Source organism: Woodsholea maritima DSM 17123, from assembly GCF_000382325.1.
GTDB classification, from domain to species: Bacteria; Pseudomonadota; Alphaproteobacteria; order Caulobacterales; family Maricaulaceae; genus Woodsholea; species Woodsholea maritima.
The window spans coordinates 778,175-801,755 of sequence record NZ_KB908056.1; the positions used below are offsets into that span (position 1 = coordinate 778,175).

The 23,581-nt window shown below is 56.2% G+C and carries 23 protein-coding genes; 13 read left to right on the plus strand and 10 right to left on the minus strand.

The genetic code is table 11. The features are described from left to right. Window positions 1-450: 450 nt before the first annotated feature. The 9 genes from H151_RS0103615 to H151_RS0103655 form a co-directional block, all read right to left on the minus strand. The gene (locus H151_RS0103615; RefSeq protein ID WP_019960271.1) at window positions 451-1,131 is read right to left on the minus strand and encodes an inner membrane-spanning protein YciB; all 681 of its coding nucleotides are present in this window, start codon (window positions 1,129-1,131) and stop codon (window positions 451-453) included. Between the two features lie 13 nt (window positions 1,132-1,144). Beyond that, window positions 1,145-2,011, minus strand: a complete 867-nt coding sequence (locus tag H151_RS0103620) for a DMT family transporter (protein WP_019960272.1) — start codon at window positions 2,009-2,011, stop codon at window positions 1,145-1,147. Between the two features lie 77 nt (window positions 2,012-2,088). Then, window positions 2,089-3,396, minus strand: coding sequence for a signal recognition particle-docking protein FtsY (gene ftsY / locus H151_RS0103625; protein WP_019960273.1), 1,308 nt, complete (start codon window positions 3,394-3,396; stop codon window positions 2,089-2,091). 3 nt (window positions 3,397-3,399) lie between these two features. Then, window positions 3,400-4,734: a tRNA (N(6)-L-threonylcarbamoyladenosine(37)-C(2))-methylthiotransferase MtaB gene (gene mtaB / locus H151_RS0103630; protein WP_019960274.1), complete on the minus strand. Its 1,335-nt coding sequence runs from the start codon at window positions 4,732-4,734 to the stop codon at window positions 3,400-3,402. A 14-nt stretch (window positions 4,735-4,748) separates the two neighbouring features. Continuing rightward, on the minus strand, window positions 4,749-5,306 hold the full coding sequence (locus tag H151_RS0103635) for a DUF4166 domain-containing protein (protein ID WP_019960275.1): 558 nt from the start codon (window positions 5,304-5,306) through the stop codon (window positions 4,749-4,751). Beyond that, entirely contained in the window at window positions 5,303-5,836 is a 534-nt protein-coding gene (locus H151_RS0103640) for a GbsR/MarR family transcriptional regulator (protein WP_019960276.1), read from the minus strand. The genes H151_RS0103635 and H151_RS0103640 overlap by 4 nt, the downstream gene beginning before the upstream one ends. Before the next feature lie 84 nt (window positions 5,837-5,920). Further along, window positions 5,921-7,366: a TrkH family potassium uptake protein gene (locus H151_RS0103645; RefSeq protein ID WP_019960277.1), complete on the minus strand. Its 1,446-nt coding sequence runs from the start codon at window positions 7,364-7,366 to the stop codon at window positions 5,921-5,923. A gap of 76 nt (window positions 7,367-7,442) precedes the next feature. Further along, entirely contained in the window at window positions 7,443-8,261 is an 819-nt protein-coding gene (gene dapF / locus H151_RS0103650) for a diaminopimelate epimerase (protein WP_019960278.1), read from the minus strand. Window positions 8,262-8,273: 12 nt separating this feature from the next. Beyond that, window positions 8,274-9,191 (minus strand): hydrogen peroxide-inducible genes activator, encoded by a 918-nt coding sequence (locus H151_RS0103655; RefSeq protein ID WP_026353803.1) that lies wholly within the window; start codon window positions 9,189-9,191, stop codon window positions 8,274-8,276. A 151-nt stretch (window positions 9,192-9,342) separates the two neighbouring features. On the opposite strand from H151_RS0103655, the gene H151_RS0103660 reads away from it, so the two are divergent. The 13 genes from H151_RS0103660 (at window position 9,343) to rplS (ending at window position 22,476) form a co-directional block, all read left to right on the plus strand. Continuing rightward, window positions 9,343-9,888, plus strand: coding sequence for a peroxiredoxin (locus H151_RS0103660; RefSeq protein WP_019960280.1), 546 nt, complete (start codon window positions 9,343-9,345; stop codon window positions 9,886-9,888). Between the two features lie 213 nt (window positions 9,889-10,101). Next, window positions 10,102-10,635, plus strand: a complete 534-nt coding sequence (locus H151_RS0103665) for a carboxymuconolactone decarboxylase family protein (protein WP_019960281.1) — start codon at window positions 10,102-10,104, stop codon at window positions 10,633-10,635. Between the two features lie 83 nt (window positions 10,636-10,718). Continuing rightward, window positions 10,719-11,096 (plus strand): hypothetical protein, encoded by a 378-nt coding sequence (locus H151_RS0103670; protein ID WP_156823351.1) that lies wholly within the window; start codon window positions 10,719-10,721, stop codon window positions 11,094-11,096. 54 nt (window positions 11,097-11,150) lie between these two features. After that, complete coding sequence (locus H151_RS0103675) at window positions 11,151-12,467, plus strand: dicarboxylate/amino acid:cation symporter (RefSeq protein ID WP_019960283.1); 1,317 nt, start codon at window positions 11,151-11,153, stop codon at window positions 12,465-12,467. 2 nt (window positions 12,468-12,469) lie between these two features. Further along, window positions 12,470-13,153, plus strand: a complete 684-nt coding sequence (locus H151_RS0103680) for a hypothetical protein (protein WP_019960284.1) — start codon at window positions 12,470-12,472, stop codon at window positions 13,151-13,153. A 133-nt stretch (window positions 13,154-13,286) separates the two neighbouring features. Further along, a complete protein-coding gene (locus H151_RS0103685; protein ID WP_019960285.1) occupies window positions 13,287-15,440 on the plus strand; it encodes a methyl-accepting chemotaxis protein in 2,154 nt (717 codons plus the stop codon). Window positions 15,441-15,773: 333 nt separating this feature from the next. Continuing rightward, complete coding sequence (locus tag H151_RS0103690) at window positions 15,774-17,921, plus strand: methyl-accepting chemotaxis protein (protein ID WP_019960286.1); 2,148 nt, start codon at window positions 15,774-15,776, stop codon at window positions 17,919-17,921. A 384-nt stretch (window positions 17,922-18,305) separates the two neighbouring features. Next, entirely contained in the window at window positions 18,306-19,844 is a 1,539-nt protein-coding gene (gene ffh / locus H151_RS0103695; RefSeq protein ID WP_026353804.1) for a signal recognition particle protein, read from the plus strand. Window positions 19,845-19,868: 24 nt separating this feature from the next. After that, window positions 19,869-20,291 carry a 30S ribosomal protein S16 gene (rpsP, locus tag H151_RS17795; protein WP_019960288.1) on the plus strand — a complete coding sequence of 141 codons (423 nt, stop codon included), beginning with the start codon at window positions 19,869-19,871 and terminating at the stop codon, window positions 20,289-20,291. Between the two features lie 101 nt (window positions 20,292-20,392). Continuing rightward, entirely contained in the window at window positions 20,393-20,983 is a 591-nt protein-coding gene (gene rimM, locus H151_RS15385; protein WP_019960289.1) for a ribosome maturation factor RimM, read from the plus strand. A 101-nt stretch (window positions 20,984-21,084) separates the two neighbouring features. Next, window positions 21,085-21,261, plus strand: a complete 177-nt coding sequence (locus H151_RS17675) for a hypothetical protein (protein WP_019960291.1) — start codon at window positions 21,085-21,087, stop codon at window positions 21,259-21,261. 121 nt (window positions 21,262-21,382) lie between these two features. Then, window positions 21,383-22,087: a tRNA (guanosine(37)-N1)-methyltransferase TrmD gene (gene trmD / locus H151_RS0103715; protein WP_026353805.1), complete on the plus strand. Its 705-nt coding sequence runs from the start codon at window positions 21,383-21,385 to the stop codon at window positions 22,085-22,087. Beyond that, window positions 22,084-22,476, plus strand: a complete 393-nt coding sequence (rplS, locus tag H151_RS0103720) for a 50S ribosomal protein L19 (RefSeq protein ID WP_019960293.1) — start codon at window positions 22,084-22,086, stop codon at window positions 22,474-22,476. Before trmD ends, rplS begins: the two co-directional genes overlap by 4 nt. 407 nt (window positions 22,477-22,883) lie before the next feature. On the opposite strand, the gene thpR is transcribed toward rplS, so the two are convergent. Then, a complete protein-coding gene (gene thpR, locus H151_RS0103725) occupies window positions 22,884-23,441 on the minus strand; it encodes an RNA 2',3'-cyclic phosphodiesterase (RefSeq protein WP_019960294.1) in 558 nt (185 codons plus the stop codon). Window positions 23,442-23,581 lie beyond the last annotated feature (140 nt).

Genomic DNA, 23,581 nt, shown 5'->3' on the forward strand with positions numbered 1-23,581 from the left:
GGCCCCGGACTTGATCCGGGGTCTAGGCTAAAATGCCCCCTCCGGCCGTTCCGGCCACCTCCCCCGCTTTGCAGGGGAGGACATATCGGACGACAGCCCGCAAGGACGAGCGCCCTCAAGTAGGCGATCGCCGATAGGGCATTCTAAGGGTATCCGCCCGCAGCGAAGCGAGGAATTCAAAAAGCTGTCATCCCAAACTTGGTGTGAGGTCCATACCGGACAGGGTGAGCTTGATTCTGATTGAGCAGAATAATCGTCAAACTCACGGCATGGATGCCAGATCAGGTCTGGCATGACAAAACTAAAACTGTCATCCCGGAGAAGCGAAGCGCACATCCGGGATCTATTAAGCTTGCCATAAAACTCTATAGATCCCCGATCAAGTCGGGGATGACAGAGGATATTTATGCTCACGCGGCCCCGGACTTGATCCAGGGTCCATGCCTAGTCCTACTCAGACTTCGCCTCACCTTGGCTTTGTTGCTTCAAAATCAGCGGCATATTGATCAAGGCAAAAATGAAAGTCAGCGGCATTACACCCAAAAGTTTGAAATTGACCCAGAAGCCTTCGGAAATCGCAAACCAATCAAACCAACGCGCGCCCTGAACCACCACGGTATCGGTGATATGGCGCCATAAAAACTCGTTTAAAATCGCCAGAAACTGGAAGAACACCGCCCAGCGAATGGCCAGCAAATTCCAGACATTATCGGGTAGCGCCATCAGGCCAGAGAACAAGGCCTTCCAGACATTGAAACCAAAAGCCATGCTGATCAAGATTGCATAGGAAAAGATCAGATTGATGATGGTCGGTTTGATATAGATAAAAATCGGATCCTTGAGATAAATCGTCAGGCCGCCAAACACCATCACGATCACGAACGTCACCGCCAGCATGGGCGGGAAGCGTTTATCCTTCAAGATGGACCAAGCCACAGCCGCAGCCGTCGCGACCATAAACACGCCGGTCGCAATAAAAATCGCCTGATCATGAGCGATGCGATTGGCGATCTGATAGCTGATCATGAAAATCGCGGCGGGCCCGACATCGACCAACAGCTTGGAGCCTTGGGCGAGCTGGTTGGTTGGGGTCGATGATGGCGTTGAAGGTGGTGGTGAAATTTCGGACATAAGGCCCCCGCAGTTAAAGATGCAATCCGACTTGTAACAGGACGAGCCCGGATGCCAAGAGGCAAGCCAACATGATCCTGCGTCGCCCTAAGGGCTCTTTCAATACCAGAGCCGCCAAAACCGCACCAAAAACAATACTGGTTTCACGCAGTGCCGCCATGGGCGCAACCGGGGCCATGGAATAAGCGATCATCGCCGAGCCATAGGTTCCGACATTGAAAAACGAAGCCCGAAAGGCAAGCTTCATCTCACCGCGCGCTGTCTCACGCCAGCTATCGCGGCGCATCCACACGGCGGTTGCCGATAATGACAGCGCACACAATACAAAAAACCAGGCGGTATAAAGAATGGGGCTCTGCGCCAAACGTGCACCGGCCGCATCATTGACCGAATAACTCGCCGTCATGGTCGCGGCACACAGCGCAAAGCCCAGGGCCGCCATTTTCGGCGCACCGCCTTTTTCCGGCCAGGCAAAAGCGATCAAGGCCAGGCTGGCAATCGCCAGCCCAGTCAGCGTGATCACGCTCAAACCCTCTTTCAAAGTAAAAAAGGCGATAAAGGCCGCTAAGGCCGGGGCCGCGCCGCGCATCACGGGATAGACCAAATTCATATCCCCGCGCTTGAACGCGGCAATCATCAACATATTATAGGCCCAAACCAGGATTGAGCCCAAAATCAGATAGCGCCACACGCCCCAGGGCGGAAAGGGAAAGAGAAACAGGACCGGGCTGAGCCAGAGGACGGAAAATCCCATCGAGACCGCACGAAAAACGAGCATGTCTTTGGCTTGCTTGGTGGAGAGCGTCATGAAGGCGTGAAAGACCGCCGAGATCAGCATGATCAAGGCACCCAGCCCCACGCCGTGACCGGATAAAGACATCACCCCTCCATCCATAAGCCGAGAGGGGATTAAGTTAGCGCGACTTCAGCGCAAAAGTGTCTGATGTGCAGTTAAATTTACACCGGATCTTGATCAAGACCCGCCAAAGCGCGGGCGAAATCACGCGCTGAGAAGTCTTGTAAATCTTCTTCGCCCTCGCCCACACCGATATAATGAATAGGGAATTTGCACTGATCGGCCACTTGGATCAGCGCGCCGCCTTTGGCCGTGCCATCCAGCTTGGTCATCACGACGCCAGTGACTTTTGAGGCCTCCAGAAAGGCTTCCGCCTGTGACAAAGCGTTGGAGCCCACTGTACCATCCAGCACCAAGATCACTTGGTGAGGGGCGTTGGCATCAACCTTGGCAATGACGCGCATAATCTTGCGCAGCTCATCCATCAACTCGGCTTTGTTTTGTAGGCGCCCGGCGGTGTCGATCAGAACGACATCTGCGCCCTGGGCCTGGGCTTCTTTGATGGCATCAAAGGCCAGACCCGCCGCATCAGCGCCCAGATCACGGGCCATGAAATGCGCCCCGGCCCGGTCCGACCAGACTTTCAATTGTTCAACGGCTGCCGCGCGGAAGGTATCGCCAGCCGCGGTGACCACCTTTTTACCCTCACGGCTCAATTTCACCGCGATTTTACCCAAGGTCGTTGTCTTGCCGGAGCCATTGACCCCGACGAATAAAATCACTTCCGGGCTCGGCGCACTTAAGGCAAAGGGCTTTTCATAGGGCGCAAGGGTCTCGGCGACCGTCTCGGCCAGCGCCTCTTTGATTTCCAGATCGGTGATGTCTTTATCAAAGCGATCTTTCGCGAGCTGGGTCGTTACGCGTGCAGCCGTTTTTGCACCCAGATCGGCACTGATCAAAATCTCTTCCAGCTCCTCTAAGGCCTCATCATCCAGCTTACGCTTGGTGAAGAGGCTTGAGACACTGTCAGAAAGTTTCGAGGAGGATTTACGAAGACCTGCGGTCAGACGTGCGAAAAAGCCCTGCTTCTTGGGGGCCTCTTGGGGTGAAGGCTCTTCGAGGGGCTCTGGAACTTCGATGTCAGAGCTGTCCTCATGGGATGCGACCGCGAGGGGGGCGGCCTCCTCTGATGGGCTGTCGGGTATCGTATCAGGGGATTGGGTTTCGATCTGCACCGCCATTGAAGCATCATCCAAGGCGCGCTCCTCGTCTGGATCAACGGGGCTGGCGGGCGGGGCAGCAATCTCCTGCGGGTCGGGGGAAGGGCTATCCTCTAAGACGGGTTCAGCCGTTTGAGGCGTCTCGTTTTGAGACACATCCTCAAATGCCTTAGATATTTCAAGAGCTTCCTCTTGAGCTTTATCCGCCTCAACCTGATCTTTCTTTTTCTTCCCCCAACCAAAGATCATGTCTTACCCTTCTACAATGCGTGCCATCAAATGCGCGTCGTCATGGCCGGTAATGTCCACACGGATCAAAGCGCCCGCGCGGGCCGGACTATCAATACGCACCGGCGCGAAATTGGCCGCACGCGCCAGACCTGGTTTTTCGACCAGCACCTCATAACGCCCCCCGACCATGGATTGCAAATGCGCGCGTAAGGCCGCATCGCCTTTTTCGCGCAAACGCCGGGCCCGATCTTTAATCACCGGACCTTCGACAGGGGGCATTTTCGCCGCTGGAGTGCCCGGACGCGGTGAATAGGGGAAGACGTGGAGATAGGCGAGCGCACACTCATCGACCAATTTCAGCGAGTTTTCAAACATCGCTTCGGTTTCGGTCGGAAAGCCCGCAATCAGATCGGCCCCAAAGGCAATATCAGGACGCACTGCGCGCAGGCGCTGGGTCAGCGCAATCGCATCATCGCGCAGATGGCGGCGCTTCATGCGCTTTAAAATCATATCATCCCCGGCCTGTAGCGAGAGATGAAGGTGCGGGGCCAGACGCTCTTCCTCGGCAATCGCGCGGAAAAGATCCTCATCAATCTCGATCGCATCAATCGAAGAGAGGCGCAGGCGTGCCAGATCAGGGACTTGCGTCAAAATCGCCTTCACCAGGCGCCCTAGCAAAGGCTTACCGGGCAAATCCCCCCCCCAGGAGGTGAGATCAACCCCGGTCAGAACCACTTCCTGGTGACCGGTTTCGACCAGGCGGCGCACCTGATCAACCACATCGCCCGCAGGCGCAGAGCGCGCATTGCCCCGGCCATAGGGAATGATGCAGAAGGTACAGCGGTGATCACACCCGGTTTGCACCTGAACATAGGCGCGCGCCTTACCGTCCAGCCCATCGACCAGATGATTGGCCACTTCGCGCACCTGCATGATGTCTTCGACGCTGACCTTTTCACCGCTGGAAATGGCGCTGGCCTTAAAGGTTTCCGGGCGCAGTTTTTCCGCATTGCCGATGACGCGATTAACCTCTGGCATTTTGGCAAATTGCTCAGGGTCAATCTGCGCCGCACAGCCCGTGACGATCACCTCAACATCCGGCTTTTCCCGGCGAATGCGGCGAATGGTCTGGCGCGCCTGGCGCACCGCCTCATTCGTCACAGCGCAGGTATTGATGATGACGGCATTTGTCACCCCCCCGGCGCGGGCATGATCGCGCATGACCTCGCTCTCCCAGGCGTTCAGCCGGCAGCCAAAGGTCACAATATCCAGACCGTCATCATGGGTGGTGACCTCGTGACGATCGTCTTCAGGGGTTTCTATCGGTGCACTCATCAGATCGGCATAAGTGGGCAATCCTCGCCCCAGCGTCAAGCGGACAAACTTTCAAGCCAGCCTTGATAGGCGATCAACCGCCCCAGGCCTGGCAGGCTCACCTCAACGTCAAAACAATGGCGCGCCTGGCCCTCTTGGCCTTCACCCACGCGCTCACTCGCCTTGACGGACAAGGCCATTGCCCTGGGCAGCGGGATGGACCACGCCTTGACCGAGGATAGCATAAAATCAATCCCCGCCCCATGACCACAAAGATCAAAGCGCAAGCGAAAGGGACCAAAGGCCTCACCCAGAAACTGCTTTTTCCCGCGTGTGATCAGATATTGCCGCGTTGTGAGTATGGTCTCGCCATAACGGCGCTCTAAAATCTCATCGCCGTCATCCCCGCGCGACACGGTGATGCGCGCGCGATGATGGCCCGCCTGTGGCAGACCCATCGTCTGGGCCAGAATGCGGGTCAGGGGGCTTGTACCGCGACGCACCTCAACCTCACCGGCAAAAGTGACAATCGGGTCCGGGCTATGCAAATGCCGGGTGATCGCGGGTATATCCTCCCACGCTGCGCCCAGAACCTGCGCATAGAGCGGGCTCACTTGGATTTACCACCGACAAAACTCGCAACCTTAGAGCCCATTTTCATCAATGTGATCAAAGTGGATTTGGGCAGGCGGCGCACCTGATCATACCAGTTGGAAAGATTTTCGATAAATTCCAGCATATGCTTCAAGCGCATCAAGGCCTCAGGCGTGGTCTGGCCATCGCGTTCGCCCTCGGCCACGCAATCGCGCAAAATCACCAAAGTCGGATCAATCTCACGCTGTTTGCGCGCCTCACTGATCGCCATCAGCATGTCCCAAGGCTCTTTCTGGGCCGTAAAGTGATCGCGCCGATCCCCCATGATGTGGACCCGCTCCACCAGCTTCAAGGCCAGCAATTCTTTGATGGAGTTGGAGACATTGGACCGCGCAATGGTCAAGGTGTCGGTGATCTCTTCGGCGGTCAGCGGATCTTCAGCCAGGATCAGCAAAGCGTGGATCTGCGCGATGGAGCGATTAACCCCCCACTTCATTCCCATCTCGCCCCAATGCAGGATGAATTTTTCCATAGCCGGGGTCAGCTGCATGACACGCTCCTAATATTTCTGTTTAAACAGAAATACGAGAACCCAGCCAGCAAGGCAAGCCCCTTCAGGCGTGATCGAATGGACTTAAGTGTAAAACCGTGGAGTAAAGAGCAAGAGCGCCACAATAATCTCCAACCGGCCCAAGATCATAACGGCGCACAACACCCATTTGGCACCATCGGGGACGGCTATGAAATTACCTGCGGGGCCAATGATATCGCCCAGCCCCGGGCCGACATTGGCCAAAGCGGTCGCGGCAGCCGAAATCGCACTCATAAAATCAAGGCCCATTGCGGCCAGCACCATGGCTGAGAGCGCAAAGACCGCAACATAAAGCGCCGCAAATAACGCGACCGAGGCCACATCTTCATTGGTCAGGCGCCGGTTTTGATAGCGCGCCGTCACCGTGGAATGCGGACTTGGAAGTTTTGATAAAGCCCGGCCAATGGCCTTGCCCATAATCTCCAGCCGGAAAGTCTTAAAGCCCCCAGCCGTGGAGCCTGCGCATCCGCCTAAGAACGTCAGGACGAAAAAGCTCGCCATGGCGAAACTGCCCCACAACTGATAATCGCCCGAGGCATAGCCCGTGGTGGTGATCACGGCGACGACGTTGAAAATGCCTTCGCGTACGGCTTCATGAAAGCCAATCCCAGCAGTGAGCTGTGCCCCGATCATCAAGATGGAAAAGACCGCAATCAGAGTGAAGAACCAGCGAATCTCGGAAAATCCGCCCGTACGGCCCCAGCGGCGCACCCGGATCAAACGCACATAAGCCATAAAGGGCAAAGCCCCCGCCAGCATGAAGACACTGCCCACCCAATGGGCCGCCGGTGAAAACGCCCCCATTGAGGCATCGCGGGTGGAATAGCCGCCCGTCGCCACCGTCGTCAGGGCATGAGCCAGCGCATCAAAGGGCATCATCCCGGCAAGGATATAGCAAAAGGCACACAGCAAGGTCAGGCCGGCATAAATACTGCCGATCACCAGAGCCAGATTTTTCGGGCGCGCAATCAAACGGTCGGTTGAATTATCCGAGGATTCCAGTTGGAACAGCTGCATCCCCCCAACCTTCAAGAAGGGCAGGATTGCCAGCGACAGTGCGATAATCCCAACCCCACCAATCCATTGGATCAAGGCGCGCCACATCAACAATGTACGCGCGGTGCTTTCTAGATCCGTCATCACGGTGGAGCCTGTCGTGGTCAGACCTGAGACCGTTTCAAAGACCGCATCGGTAAAGCTAAGCGGATGATCACCGAACAGAAAGGGGAAGGCGGCAAAAATCGGTAACCCCAGCCATGACGCCACAGTGACACAGACCGCCTGGCGAAAATTCAACTCGCCACTGGCGCGCCGACCCAGGATCAGGAAGAGGCCCCCGACAAAGCCCGTCATGGTCAGGGTCAGCAAGAACCCAGGGCCTTCGCCATCATTGATACTGACCGACCATAAAAAGAACAGCCCCGCTAATGCCCCAAGCCCGCACAAGAGAGCACCCAGGATCAACAAGACAATTCGGAAATCACGCATGGGGCCTCAATCCTAGCTGAAGGCGCCGCCTTACGCCCCTCGCGTCCAGAAGGCAAGGCTCGGGGTGTAACAGCGCTTAGAGGTGAAAGTCATCAAGTTGACGCTCCATCTCCACCGGCCCTGCCAAATGGACATGATCAGTGTGCGCGTCCCAGCGCGCATAAAGATCACCGCCATCGGCACTTAAGCGCGCCTCGCGATCCACAACCCCCTGACGATGAAGCGCCACCAAAGCCGCGCACGCCCCAGTGCCACACGCCTTGGTCAGCCCGGTGCCGCGCTCCCAGACGCGCAGGCGCACATCATCGCGCGCGCGCACTTGCGCAAAACCAACATTCACCCGCTCAGGAAAGATCAGATCACACTCGACCTGAGGTCCGATCCGATGAATAGGCGTCCGCGCGAGGTCTTCCACGTGAAACACGCAATGGGGATTGCCCATGGAGACCGCACCCGGCCCAGAGAGCGTCACGCCCTCGGCTTCAGCGCTATAATCCATGCGCACCGTATCAAATTCCTGGCGTAAAGGGATGTCACGCCAGTTGAGCTGAGGCGCGCCCATATCCACTTCAACCAAGCCATTGGCCCCATGGCGGGCCTTCAGCGCACGCTCGCGGGTGTTCAAGATAAGCTCGCCCTTATCCCCGCCCGCATAAACCAGCCAGGCCGCGGCGCGCGTGCCATTGCCGCAGGCACCGGCCTCACCCCCATCCACATTCCAAAACCGCAAGGAGAGACCATCGCGCGTGCCGCCCAAAACGATCAGCTGGTCAAACTGACCATAGCGGACCTCCAAAGCCTGCACAGCCTCGGCGCTGGGCGCTTCAAAGGCTTCACCGCGCACATCCAGCATGATGAAAGCATTGCCCGCGCCATTCATGTGATACGCTTTCATGCCCAGCCCCTTTTATGCCGCAACTGAGGGCTTCGCCATAGCGGCTTTGACCGCTTCGGCCAAGGATTTGGCTTCTTCTGCGCGCGCAGACCCCTTGCGCCAGACCATGCCAATCTCGCGCCCCATGACCGGCGGATCGAAGGGGCGCACAGCCAGTTCCATATGCTCGACCAATCCCGCATCAATCGCCAGACGCGGTAGCAAGGTCGCACCCAATCCGCTTTTGACCATCTGGACCAGCGTATGCAGGCTGGTCGCGGCAAAATCCCCGCGCGAATGATCACCCGTACCGCAAACCGACAAGGCATGATCGCGCAGACAATGGCCATCCTCTAACAAGAGAAGTGGTTCTTGCGCGACCTTCTGGGTTTCAAGCTTTTTGGCCTTGATCAAAGGATGATCTGGGGCTGCCGCGAACAAAAACTCATCTTCCGCAATCGGAAATACTTCCAGACTGGGCATATCATAGGGCAGCGCAATCAAGGCCGCATCCAGACGGCGCTCCTTCAAAGCCTCCGCCAGGCGTCCCGTCAGATCTTCACGCAGGAACAATTCTAAGCTTGGATAGAGCCGACGCAGAGCCGGTAAGACTTGCGGCAATAAGAAGGGTGCAATCGTGGGGATCACCCCCAGACGGAAGGCTCCGCTCAAGGGCTCCCCGGCGGCACGCGCGGCATGGACCAGGTCTTCGGCCTCGGTCAGCACCGTGCGGGCACGCTCAACGGCGGCCTCGCCCGCAGGGGTCAAGGTGGCCCCGCGCGCCCCGCGCTCAACCAGGACCGCGCCCAATATGGCCTCTAATTCCTTGATCCCGGCGGATAAGGTCGGTTGGGTCACGCACGCCACTTCAGCGGCGCGCGAAAACGAGCCGTGCTCTGCGAGCGCGAGGAGAAATTGCAATTGTCGAAGTGTGGGTAGGTTGATGCTCATGGCTATAGATATAAATTATAGCTTCCCGAGAAACAATCCATTGGCTTTATAAAAATGAATCGTCCATATGTCCCCTCGTCGGGCGAGGAACGCCCGGGCGCGCTCCGATCCGATCGGGGCATAACGATCAAATTTAATGGAGATCCTCCCTATGCTGGGTATTGGCGATACGCTTCCTGAGTTCGAAATCGTTGGTGTTAAACCAGGCTTCAACCATCACGAAGAAAACGGTGAGTCTGCATTCGAGGCTTTGACCGAGAAATCTTTCGAAGGCAAGTGGAAGGTCATCTTCTTCTATCCTAAAGACTTCACCTTTGTTTGCCCCACCGAGATTGTCGCTTTCGCAAACTTGGCCGGCGAATTCGCTGACCGTGACGCCATCGTTCTGGGCGGGTCTACCGACAACGAATTCTGCAAACTGGCCTGGCGCCGTGAGCATCCAGATCTCAACAAGTTGAACATGTGGATGTTCGCCGACACCACCGGCTCTTTGGTCGACGCCCTGGGCGTTCGCGCCGAAGAAGGTGTAGCCCACCGCTACACCTATATCGTGGATCCAGAAGGCACGATCCAACACGTTTACGCCAACGCGTTGAGCGTAGGTCGTAACCCTGACGACACTTTGCGCGTGCTTGACGCCCTGCAAACGGACGAGCTTTGCCCCTGCAACCGTCAAGTCGGTGGCGACACCCTGTAATTTGACGACTGGAACGGAAGGGGATAGCGCCGTGGATCGGCCCCCTTCCGGTCCGCTCTTACGGGCCTCTGGCCTATAGACTTTGCGCGATGCCTAAGCGCCCTTCTGGCCCGTTTGTCGTGACGCGCAGGCCCTATACATGCAAATGCAATTCAAACGCATTTAACGACGACGGGCTCCCCTCACCCGTCGGCTAGCACAAGGAAAACACCCATGAGCCTTGAGACCTTAAAAGACTCCCTGCCTGAGCACGCCAAAGATTTGAAGCTTAACCTGTCCTCTCTGGCGCGCGAGACGGTCCTGGATGACCAGAAGAAGTTCGGCACCTTTCTGGCCACGGCCTATGCCACGGGCCAGAGCGATGTTTTAAAGCTGATCCACGCTGAAGTCGCGGACAAACTGTCGTCTGAAGCCATCACCGCTGCCAAAGCCGCCGCCAGCATTATGGGCATGAACAATGTCTATTACCGCTTTGTGCACTTGTCTTCGGCCAAAGATTACAAAATCCTACCCGCAAAACTGCGCATGGCCATCATCGGCAATCCCGGCGTCGACAAGGCTGATTTTGAGCTGTGGTCCATGGCCGTCTCCGCCATCAATGGCTGTGGCATGTGCATGGACGCCCACGAGGTTGAATTGCGCAAGCACGGTCTGAGCGCTGAGCAGATCCAAGCCAGCGTGCGCATTGCTGCAACCGTCAGCGCCGTGGCCGATGTTCTACGCGCCGAGGCGATCTTAGCGTCATAATCATCGCTGATATCAGCGAAGCGGCCGGATGCAGGCCCTGCCCCTCACCGTCGCATCCGGCCGACACCTCTTAAATAATAATCTTGACTGGTTTGATCCAAAGCCAGAGCAGAGCATTTGACAGCGCGCAATTCTTTCCGCATTCTGACAACATGCCGCGCAGTGATGACCATCTTAATCCCCCTTTAAGCCGCCGAGATCGCAAAGATGTCGGCAGGGTCAATGCGGCCTGGCGCTGGTTCTCTGAACACACCCGCCAAGCCGCTGTGCATTATCGTGATCGCAGCTGGAGCACGCTCGGTATTGAAACCGGACTTTGCCTGGCTATTCTCATTTTAACACGCCTGTTTCCCACTCATGCGATTTCCCTATTTGCCTTTATTATATGCGTGTTCTGGATGCTGGGCCTACTTCGGATCTGGCTGATCAAGGCCTTCGACACCTCGGTCACAGAGGATTGACGCCTTCGTCATAGTCGTTAAGGGTGCTCTTCAAAGAAAAGGGGAGTTCATCCTATGATGAAGGGGTGGTTTAAAATCACTTTGTGGAAGCGCGTCCTGCTCGCGCTGTTCTTAGGGGTTATCTTTGGTTATGGCCTAAAACTGATCCTGACCCGCCATGGCCTGGCCCAAGGCATGGATGAAGCCCAAGCCAGCATGCTGGCCGCGCAATGGATTGATCACTGGCTCAGCCCGATCGGTGAAATATTCATCCGCATGATCCGGATGATGGTCGTCCCCTTGATTTTAACCACTTTGGTCGCCGGTGTTGTCGCCCTGGGTGATCCTAAGCGCCTGGGCTCAATCGGCATCAAAACCCTCGCGCTCTATATGCTCACGACCTTGTTCGCCAATACCATAGGCATCATTGTCGGGCTCATCTTCCAACCCGGTAAGGGTGTCGATTTGGGTGGGGTCGAAGCCCACACCCTTAATGCTGAAGCCCCAACCCTGGCGGAACGCTTTATCAATATCATCCCCACCAACCCGGTCGCTGCGCTGGCCAGTGGGGATGTCCTGGCTGTGATCTTCTTCGCCGTTCTGTTTGGTGTGGGGATCTTGATGGCCCGCGAAAAGGGCGAGATGGTGGGTAAGCTCTTCACCCAGGCCGCAGACGTGGTGATGAATGTCACTCACATCGTCATGGAAGTCGCGCCCTTCGGTGTGTTCGCCCTCGTCTCCTACACCATGGCGAGCCAAGGTTTTGAAGCCCTAAAGACCATCGCGGTCCTCATCGGGTCGGTTTATCTGGGCCTGTTCCTGCATGCTGTGATCGTCTATGGCGGTATTATCCGCTTCATTTTGGGCCTGCCGGTGATGAATTTCGTGCGCGGCATGATGGACGCCATCGCCGTCGCCTATTCGACCGCTTCCAGCTCTGCCACCTTGCCCGTCACCATCTCCAACGCTTCAGACAATCTGGGCGTGAAGAAATCCGTTGCCGGTTCGGTCCTGCCCCTTGGCGCAACCATTAATATGGACGGCACGGCGATGTATTTGGGCATTCTCGCGCTCTTTACCGCCCAAGCCTTCGGCTATGAGCTTAATTTCATGAATTATGTCATCATCGCCGTGACGGCCGCTGTGACCTCCATCGGGGTGGCGGACGTGCCTTCCGTGTCCCTGTTCTTGCTGGCCATTGTGTTGAGCACCTTTAACGTGCCAGCCGAACAGGTCGCGATCATAGTCGGCTTCATCCTGCCAGTTGATCGCATCATGGATATGGCGCGCACGGCATTGAATGTTACGGGCGATGCCACCGTAGCGGTTGCGGTGGCCAAATGGGAAGGTGAGCTCGATGAAGAGATTTATCGTGCTCCCGCCAATGAGTAAGCATGGCCTTTAAAAAACTCAAACCTGTGAAGGTGAATGTGCGCAGTGTGGAGTTGGTGATCGCGGTCTGCGTGGTCGTCATCTCCCTGGCATCACTCTTCGTCGCCTTCTACCAGGGCCGGGTTATGCAAAAGACCCTGGAAGCCAATGTATGGCCTGCCTTGCAAGTCACCACCGGCAATTACAATGCTGAACGCGACCAAGTCGAAATCACCTTTGAGATGTCAAACGGTGGCATGGGACCGGCAGAGGTCAAAAGCGCGGTAATCCTATATCGCGGCACCCTTTACGATCTTAACAATGCCGGCAATTTAGGGCGGCTCATCGTCGATTGCTGCGCACCCGGTGACAGCCCGCAAGCCAAGCTGGAAAATTGGCGCGCCCTCAATCAAGGCCATTTGCGTCTGACGACGGAAGGTGTCGTCAGACGGATCTTTGCCCCTTCCGAAACCATCACGATCGTTAACTTTTCTGTGCCCAAGCCTGAAACGTATTTCAGTGAGGACTTCAGGGACGAAGCACGCTTCCAAGACGCGCTCACCTTATGGAACACCTTGAATGAAGAGCGATGGAATATGAGCTTTAGCGCCTGTTATTGCTCAGTTTTTGATCAATGCTGGCAAGCCGACCTGACCCAGGCTGAGCGCCAACGCGTGCGCCATTGCCCAAGTTCTGAACCGCGCTAAGCCTATGTCACATACTCTTTGACCAAGAGTTTGTAAGGCATGATACGCTTTTTAAATGAATCGAGTCACTGTTTATCGCTCTGTTAACCCAAATCCCTTGATCCTCATAAGATATGTCAGGGAGTTTTTGACTATGGGCGCGATTAAATCTCTACCTCTCACTTTACGATTTGGGCTTGTGGTATTTCTGGGATGCTTAGTCCTTGGTCTGGCTTTAAGTGTTGCGAGCATTTGGCGCAGTTCTGAGGCCGCAGAAGCTGCCGTGGAAGAACGCCTCCTCACCATCGCTAATGACCGGAAGAATGCGCTCAAAGCCTATCTCGATTCCATCGAGCAAGATCTGGTCACACTTGCTTCAAATCCCAATACGCAATCGGCCATCAGAGATCTCAGCACCGGGTATAATGAATTTGGCAGCAATGCGCCCACAACCTTGCAACGCCTATACCTGACGGACAATCCCAATCCTGTCGGACAAAAGGAAAACTTAGATCGCGCCAATGATGGGTCTGAATATTCGCGCTTCCATGGCCAATACCATCCTTGGTTCCGCCAATTTCTACGCGCACGCGGCTATTATGATATTTTCCTCTTCGATATGGACGGCAATCTTGTCTACACCGTCTTTAAAGAACTAGATTATGCCACGAACTTGGCCAACGGCATTTATAACTCCACGGATCTGGGCGCGGCCTTTACTGCCAGTAAGAGTTTAAGTGAAGGTCAAGTCGCCTTCTTCGACTTTCAACCTTATTCGCCCAGTCATGATGCCCCGGCCAGCTTCATCTCGACCCCAGTTGTCGATGCTCAAGGACGCCAGTTTGGCGTACTCGCCTTTCAAATGCCTATTGACCGGTTGAACTCCGTCATGGGCAGTGTTGAAGGTCTTGGTGTTACAGGGGAGGCTTATGCTTTTGGCGATAACGGCTTGATGCGCACCGATGCGCGCTCTTCTACCACTTCAACCATCCTGCAGCGCAATGTCGGTGAAGATTTACGCGCCATGATCCGGGGCCAACAACAAGGCAGCGGGTCGATTGCCGACCACAAGCGTGACAAGGTCATCTCCGCCTTTACGACTTTAGACTTCAATGGTGTGACCTGGTATCTGGCAGTCACCCAAACCCGCAGTGAAGCTTTAGCCCATGTCGTGAGCTTAACCTGGAATTTGATCCTTATCAGTGCGGGCCTGACTATTCTCATCGGTATGGCCGGATTTTGGGTCGCTGGTCAGGTCAGCAAACCAATTACGAAAATCACTGAAGTCACTTTGGCCATTACAGAGGGGGATAAAACACAGACCGTCCCCTATCTCGACCGTGACGATGAAGTCGGCAAGCTGGCCGGGGCCGTTGCCATCTTTAAAGAAACCCTAGTTAAGGTCGAAGAATTCGTCGAAGAGCAAAAAGCCCAAATGCGCCTTATGGATAGTGCAGAGCGCGGCGAGGAAATTCAGCGCCTTGCCGTTGAATTTGAAGACGCCGTGCGTGAAGCCCTCCTCACCGTGGAAGGCGCGGTCAGTGAGTTGGATGCCAATGCCAGTGCCCTTACCCACCTGGCCGACAAAACCCGTGATCAGTCTGAGGGTGCAGAAAAAGATGCCAACCAAACCGGTGAAAATGTGCGTAGTGTCGCCGCCGCCTCAGAAGAAATGTCAGCCTCCGTGCGTGAAATCGCGCACAAGGTCAATCGCTCCAACGAGGCCACCAAGCGTGCCGGCCAATTAGTGGAAAGCGCGCGGGAGCAAGTCGGTGGTCTGGAAGCGGCCGGAGCCGCCATCGGGCAGGTGATCAAGCTGATTACCGACATCGCCGAACAAACCAATCTGTTGGCACTTAACGCCACGATTGAGGCCGCACGCGCGGGTGAAGCCGGAAAAGGCTTTGCCGTGGTGGCCAGCGAAGTGAAGGCCCTCGCAGCTCAAACCTCCAAAGCAACCAGCGATATCGAAGGCCAGCTAGGCCGGATCACCACCGCCGCCACCACCGTGGCCGGTGCCATTCAAAATGTCGCTGACATCATGACAGAAATCCAAAGCCATGCCGATGAAATCGGTACCTCTGTGGATCAACAAGCCCACGCCACCCAGGAAATCTCTGGCAATGTTCAACATGTTGCTACCGGTATGCGCGGCGTCACCGGTGTGATCCATGATGTGACGCAAATGGCCGGTGAAACCCAAGGCGCTTCCAGCCAGGTTGCACAAGCAACGGCCGAATTGGCGCGCCAATCTCAAAGCCTCAAAACGCGAATCGAAGGCTTCTTGGCCGGTATTCGCGCTGCGTAATAGAGAAGAAATACCGTTAAACGCCTCTCATTCTCAAGTAAATGAGGGGCGTTTTCTTTTACAGAATAAATTATTTGCACTTTTCTTGCAGTTACGAGCGACGTCACATAAGTCGCCTATAGATTACCCATTTTTCCCCTATTGACACATCTGCTGCAATTTTTTCGATAAACCAGAAATTTTAAAGCACGTCATTCGCTAAATAAAAATCATTTAGAGAAAGCGAGCCAGTTGCATGTGCATGAATACACTCACCAATGAGGTTCGCCTTATACATTCATTAATCTTATGCGCGCTTTCCTTTGAATAACCTTATTCAGAGTGGGGGAAGTCATGCTGAAATCTTTATCCATATCCTTAAAAATCACCCTTATCGTGTTGGGCGGGGTTCTAACCCTTGGCCTTACCTTAGGAGCCGCAAGCGTGATGCGCTCGCAAAGCGCGTCCCAAGCGGCCACACAAGAGCGCCTTGAAGCCGTTCTGGCCGCCCGCAAAGACACGCTCCACCTCTATTTTGATGGGATGGCCCATGATTTGAAAGTTGTGGCGCAAAATCCCAATACCCGCGCGGCCATACGTGCTTACTCACAAAGCTGGAGTGAGCTTGGCTCCAATGCCAGCCAGCACCTCCAGCAAGCCTATCTGAGCAATAACCCTCACCCGGCGGGCGAGCGTGATGATCTGCGCATGGCCAGTGATGGCAGCGCCTATTCACAGGCTCACAACCAGTTCCATCCCTGGTTCCGCACGCTACAGGTCGAGCGCGGCTATTACGATATCTTCTTGATCAACGAAGCCGGCGATTTGGTCTATTCGGTCTTTAAAGAGCAGGACTTCGCCACCAATCTCGCCCAGGGGCGATACCGCGACAGTGGCCTGGCGCAAGCCTTCGCCAGCGCACGCACGGCCGCGCAAGGCGATCTCACCTTCGTGGATTTCGAAGCTTACGCGCCCAGCAATAATGCCCCGGCCAGCTTCATGGCGACGCCGGTTTTTGATGAAAATGGTCGCCGGATCGGCGTCCTCGCCTTCCAAATGCCGATTGATCGCTTGAGCGCCGTGATGGGTGCCGCGACCGGCCTGGGTGAAACCGGTGAAGCCTACGCCTTTGGCGATGATGGCCTGATGCGGACCCAGGCGCGCTTCTCGACCCAATCTACCGTGTTAAACGAACCGGTTGGTGAAGGTCTTCGCGCCAGCGTGCGTGACGCCAGCGCTGGCTTCACCACGACGCAGGATCATCGCGGCGAAAACAGCCTGATGGCCTTCGATACCTTCAACTATGAGGGCTTCACCTGGCATCTCGCTGTTGCACAAACCACCCGCGAAGCCATGGCCGCGACCAATCGTTTGACCCGCGATGTCATCCTGCTGGCTGGGGTGTTGACGATCATTCTGGGTGGTCTGGGCGTGCTCATCGCGCGTCAGATCTCCAACCCCATCATACGTATGACCCGCACCACAGAAATCATCGCCGGCGGCGATAAGAGCGTAGAGATTGAAGGCCAGGATCGCGGCGATGAAATCGGTGCCTTGGCGCGGGCCTTGCAAGTCTTCAAGCAAGTTCTGGTTCAGGTCGAAGACATGGCCGCCGAACAAGAACGCCAGATGGAGCGCCTGAAAAAGCTCGCGCGCGGTGAAGAAATTGAGCGCATGGCGATCGTCTTTGAAAGCGCCGCGCAAGAAGCATTAAGCTCGGTTGCCAGTGCGGTGGCAGAACTAGATGCCAATGCGCAATCGCTGCTCAATCTGGCCGGGCGCACCTCGTCCAGCTCTGACAATGCGCGCTCTGCGGCGGAAGACACCGACAGCAATCTGCGCAATGTCGCCGCGGCGGCAGAAGAGATGAGCGCTTCGGTCCACGAGATCGCGCAAAAGACCCAACGCTCAACCGCCGCCACCCATCAGGCCAGCGCCCTGGTGCGCTCTGCCAGCAATCAGGTAAGTGGGCTTGAGGCTGCCGGGGCCGCGATTGGCCAGGTTATCCAGCTGATCAATGACATTGCCGAACAGACCAATTTGCTGGCGCTCAATGCCACGATTGAGGCGGCCCGCGCCGGGGAAGCCGGTAAGGGCTTCGCCGTGGTGGCGAGCGAAGTGAAGGCCCTGGCCGCACAAACCGCCAAAGCCACCCAGGATATTGGCGATCAGCTGGGCCGCATCACGGCGGCCTCGTCTGAAGTGGCTGTCTCCATCCAGTCCGTCTCGCAAATCATGGAGGAGGTCAACGCCCACTCCACCGAGATCAGCGCCGCGATTGAGCAACAATCAGGCGCCACGGGCGAGATTTCCTCCAACATTCAGAACGCCTCTTCACGCATGCAGGGCGTTACCGGATCAGTTGGCGAAGTGACGGAGATGGCCGGAGAGACCCAAAGCGCGGCGAGCCAGGTCGCCGAGGCCAGCAATGAGCTGGCACGCCAATCCAACGGCCTGAAAACCCAAGTCGAAGACTTCCTGGCCGGTATCCGTTCGGCTTAAGCGCCCCCCTCGCCTTAAGCCTGGCCCACCGCTCTCTTCCCCGGGCGGTGGGCTTTTCTATGTCTGGCGCGCCTTTAAAACCTCACCCCCGACGCCCCCTTCCTTGACTCTGGGCTGACTTTGCGCTAGGCGTCTTCGTTCTCAAATCAAGCGCTAGCCCGCTTGTCTCTCCATCACAGGGTTGTCGGCCGATTATGACAAACCGGAGGATGGCGAGATCCCTCACTCAGCGAAAGACTTCGCCCAGTGGGGGTGTTGGCGCGTGGCCCTTTGGTTGCGAGTAAACGGATATGGCATGAAGGCGCGCGCATCCCTTTGGGACTGGCGCAGATCATCACCATATTCGCGATGAGTATGGTAACGGGACAACCCCAAGGCGGATCAATGTTTGACGCATTAACAGAGCGCTTATCGGGCGTATTTGATCAGATCACAGGGCGCGGCGCTCTGTCTGAAAAGGACGTTGATGCGGCCTTGCGTGAAATACGTGTCGCGCTGTTAGAAGCCGATGTCGCCCTGCCTGCCGTCAAAGATTTCGTCAAAAAGGTCAAAGAGCGCGCCGTGGGTGAGGAAGTCATCCGCGCCGTCGCACCGGGCCAGCAAGTTATTAAAATCGTTCACGACGGCCTGGTTGAGCTGTTGGGCGGCGAGGGTGAGCCCGAAGGCCTTAATCTGATCGGGGAGCCCCCGGTTGCGATTTTGATGGCCGGTCTGCAGGGCTCGGGTAAAACCACCACCACCGCCAAGCTCGCCAAGCGCCTGACTGAGCGTGAGCGTAAAAAAGTCCTCGTGGCCTCACTCGACACCCGCCGTCCAGCCGCGATGGAACAGCTCGCCCAGATGGCTGAAAAGGCCGGGGTGCAGAGCCTTCCCATCGTCAAGGGCCAAAGCGCGGTTGAGATCGCCAAGCGCGCCATGCAGGCCGCGCGCCTTCAGGGCTATGATGTCGTTCTGCTCGATACCGCGGGCCGCACCTCCATTGATGAAGAGATGATGGCCGAAGCGGCCAAAATCGCTGAAATTGCCAATCCGCGCGAAATCCTGTTGGTCGCCGACAGCTTGACCGGTCAAGATGCCGTCGAAACCGCCTCCCGCTTTAACGAGCGTTTGAAGCTGACCGGCCTGGTCCTGACCCGGATGGATGGTGATGGGCGCGGCGGTGCGGCGCTGTCAATGCGCTGGGTCACGGGTCTGCCGATTAAATTCCTGGGCGTTTCGGAAAAAGTCGATGGCCTGGATGCCTTTGATGCCAAACGTCTGGCCGGGCGCATCCTGGGCCAGGGCGATATCATCTCGCTGGTGGAAAAAGCCTCCGCTGAGGTCGATCACGCCAAGGCTGAAAAGCTGGCCAAGAAAATGGCCAAGGGCAAGTTCGACTTCGAAGACTTGGCTGACCAATTGCGCCAATTGCAGAAAATGGGCGGGCTCAGCGGCATTATGGGCTTCCTGCCCGGTATGAATAAAGCAGCCAAATCACAAATGGCCAATGCGGGCTTTGATGACAAAGCGCTTAAGCGCCAAGAAGCCATAATCCTCTCCATGACCCCAGAAGAACGCGCTAAGCCGGATATCTTGAAGGCGAGCCGCAAGCGCCGCATCGCAATGGGCGCAGGCGTCGACGTGCCTGAGGTCAATCGCTTGATCAAAATGCACCGCCAAATGGCGGACATGATGAAGAAGGTCTCCAAAAAAGGCCCCAAAGGCCTGGCCGGTATGATGGGCGGAATGCCTGGCATGCCGGGCGGTATGGGTGACGCCCCGGATCTGGGCAGCGCTGCGCAAGATCTTCTCAAAGGAAACACGCCGCAAGGCGTCAAAGGACTACCGGGCCTGCCAGGGGCCGGTGGATCCTCAGGTGGCCTGCCTGGACTTGGCGGATCACTGGGGCCCAAAGGCCTACCCCCTGGCTTCGGTAAAAAATAAACGACCTATCAAGGACTTAATATCATGGCATTGAAAATTCGTCTCGCCCGTGGTGGCGCTAAAAAACGTCCATTCTACCGCGTCGTTGTCGCTGACAGCCGTATGCCGCGCGATGGCCGCTTCATCGAGAAAATCGGCATCTACAACCCGATGCTGCCACGCGATCACGCCGAGCGTATCGTTCTGGACGCTGAGAAAGCCGCTGAATGGCTGAAAAAAGGTGCTCAACCGACCGACCGTGTGGCTCGCTTCTTAGGCGCAGCTGGCGTTATTGAGTGGAAACACGGCAATAACCCGAAAAAAGCGGTTCCTGGCCAGAAAGCCAAAGAACGCGCTGAAGAGCGTGCTGAAAAAGAAGCCGCCCGTAAGGAAGCGGAAGAAGAAGCCAAAGCCGCCGCCGCAGCGCCTGCAGAAGAGGCCGGTGAAGAGGCTGCTGCTGAAGAATAAGGCTTGGCCCTTATCGTCAGCGAATTATAAAAGCCGGATGGGCAACCATCCGGCTTTTCTTCTATGTAAGCTGGTTTTTCGCCATCAAGGAACTGAGTATTATGAGCGCTTCTGACACCTTTATTCTGGTCGGTGCTATCGCCGGGGCCCATGGCGTGAAAGGCGAGGTGAAAATCAAATCCTTCACTGCTGACCCCGATGCAGTCTTTGATTATGGCCCCTTCCTGAATAAAACCGGCGCGCCGCTCTTCACCGTGAAGAGCCATAAAAGCACCAATGATGGCTTTATCGCGCGCATCGCGGAGGTGAAATCGCGCGAAGAGGCCCAGGCCCTGAAAGGCACGCAGCTGTTTGTGCCGCGCGAGGTTTTCCCCGATCTGGAAGAGGATGAGTTTTATTATACCGACCTCTATGGCCTGAAGGTCGAGGATCTGGAGGGTAATCCCTTGGGCGAGGTCAAAGCCGTCTTTGATTATGGCGCAGGCGACCTTCTAGAGCTGCACAAGACCCCAGATCGTAAGGGCAGCTGGCTGTTAGCCTTCACCCGCGAAGCTGTGCCCCATATCGACATCAAGGCCGGCAAGATCATCGCCAATCCGCCGCAAGAGGGCAATGAAACCCAGGCCGAAGAAGAAGCCGGTCGCAAGGCGTTTTTAGAGGGGGATACGCCTGAAGACGACCTGCAAACATAGCTTATGTCTACCACTGCGCTTTTATCTTCCGGAACGCTCTCATCGCTGACGCGTTGATTTTGCTGAAGTCCTTTGGGCGAGGTTGATCAAGGAGAGGCGTCATGTCTGCTTTTAGCGCATATCTGTTAGGCTCTATCGTTTTGGCGCTTGCGATCGGGATGGGGCTTTATAGGCTCAGTGTTCCGCCTCTATGGATTGGTGTCGGAGCCCTTATCATTGTCGGCTTTGGCCTGATGGGCGGCGCAGCCAAGACCAAACATAAAGACAGCCCGCAATAGATCAGGGGCTTAAATCTGGATCGACAGAGAAAGATATGAAGGTTTGGCGCTTAAGGGCTTAGCCAGGATAGCTGGCCTCTCAGCTTGAAACTTCGCCTATTGGATGCCATACCCCGCGCCCATGACATGGACCGCAACTGTCTTAACCCTGTTTCCAGAGGCATTTCCAGGCGCTTTAGGCGTCTCTCTCATAGATTCTGCACATAGAAACGGTCTTTGGGCGCTAGAGACGGTAGACATTCGGTCATTTTCCCGTCATAAGCACGCCTCCGTTGATGACACGCCGGCTGGCGGCGGCCCAGGAATGGTGCTGCGCCCCGATGTAGCAGCAGCGGCGATTGATAGCGTGCCCCGTGACGGGCGCGCATTAATCTACTTAACACCGCGCGGCAAACCGGTGTCCCAAGCTCGGGTTCGAGAGTGGGCACAGGGGCCGGGCGTTATTCTGTTTTGCGGACGCTTTGAAGGCCTGGATCAACGGGTCATCGACAGCCGGGAAATGGAAGAGGTGAGTGTCGGTGATGCCGTGCTGGCCGGTGGTGAAATTCCTGCGCAATACCTCATCGAGGCCTGCGTGCGATTGATCCCCGGTGTGCTGGGCAAGATGGCATCCACCGAAGATGAGAGTTTCGAGGGTGACCTGCTTGAATACCCCCAATACACCCGTCCGCGGGAGTGGGAAGGGCAGGTTATTCCCGATGTGCTGTTATCGGGCGACCATGGAAAGGTCGACCAGTGGCGGCAAGACCAGGCAGAAGCATTAACAGAGCGGCGCCGTCCCGATCTCTTCGAGAGATATCAGCGGCGCAATGGAGAGACCCGATGAACTTGATCGAAGAGCTCGAAAAAGAAGAAACCGCCCGCGTATTGGGTGAAAAATCAATCCCTGAGTTTTCCGCAGGCGACACTGTTTCAGTGGGCGTGTGGATCCGCGAAGGTAACCGTGAGCGTATCCAGCGTTTCGAAGGCGTTGTGATTGCCCGTTCTGGCGAAGGCCTGAACGAGAACTTCACGGTTCGCAAAATCTCTTTCGGTGAAGGCGTCGAGCGCGTATTCCCCGTTTATTCTCCGATCCTCGATTCTATCGAAGTGAAGCGTAAAGGCCGCGTTCGCCGCGCCAAGCTTTACTATCTACGTGATCGCCGTGGTAAGTCTGCGCGTATTGTTGAGCGTACCACCGGACGCGGGATCGAGCAGCGCGCTCAAAAGTCCTAAGACTTTAACGCTTCTGCCAAGTGTTATGCCCGCCTGAGCTTGCTCAGGCGGGTTTTCGCTTATGCCCTCAAGCAGGCGATAACGGCCGTCAGGCCGCAAGCGCGAATGTCCTCAAATAGCCGACAGGCGTTAGGACAAATAAGAAGTGTGCGCCCGCAGCGAAGCGAGGAAACAGAACCGGACCCATCGGGTTCGCAAGGACGACCGTGCGCCCGCAGCGAAGCGAGGAAACTTAAGGAAAAATGTCATGCCAGACTTGATCTGGCATCCATGCCGTGACCTTGAACTATAGTCTGGTCGTGCAAAGCCTTGCCTAACCCTGTCAGCATGGACCCCAAATCAAGTTTGGGGTGATAGTTTGAGTATAGAATTAGACCCTCAAACACACACCATCAGGTTGCGCACCCCTACCCGATCACCAGCTTATGATGGAGGGGGTATTCCGCTTCGATCTCATAACTGGTGCCGCCTTTATCGTGAAACCAGCTGGAATAGAGATAAAACCGGTCCGCCATGAAAGGCTTGGACTTATAAAGGCCTAAACGGCGTTCAAATGTCGCCAAACGCTCCAGATCGGGTCGGCGCAGATAGGCGATGGTCACATGGGGGCGATAGACGCGCTTTTCCATGTCCAGACCCAAGGCCCGCGCACGGCGCTCCACCCGGCCCGCCAGATCATGAAGGGCAGAATTGTCCTCTACGCCGAGCCACAAAGCATGGGGCTCTGTCCTGCCAAAATGGCCTGCGCCTTTAAGCTGGATCTCAAAGGGGCTCTGATCGATACGCGCCAGCTCACTATCGAGCGCCTCGGCGCGGCGCTCATCCAACTCACCAAAAAAGGCCAGCGTGATATGAAACTGGTCACGCCTGCGCCATTTTGCGCCTTTCACACCTTTCATGAGGGGCTCAAAACGCTCAGCGATCTCATCAGGGATCGGCAATCCCGCAAATAAGCGTAAGGTCATAATAGCCCTAGCCCTCATCAATTTTGCCTGTGCCGTCAAGGCAAAATCATGTGATCGCCTATGAAACTAACGCCGGTTTCACTTGCAATTGGCGCGCTCACACCCGATATTATGTAACAAAGCGCAGCTATGCGTGATTA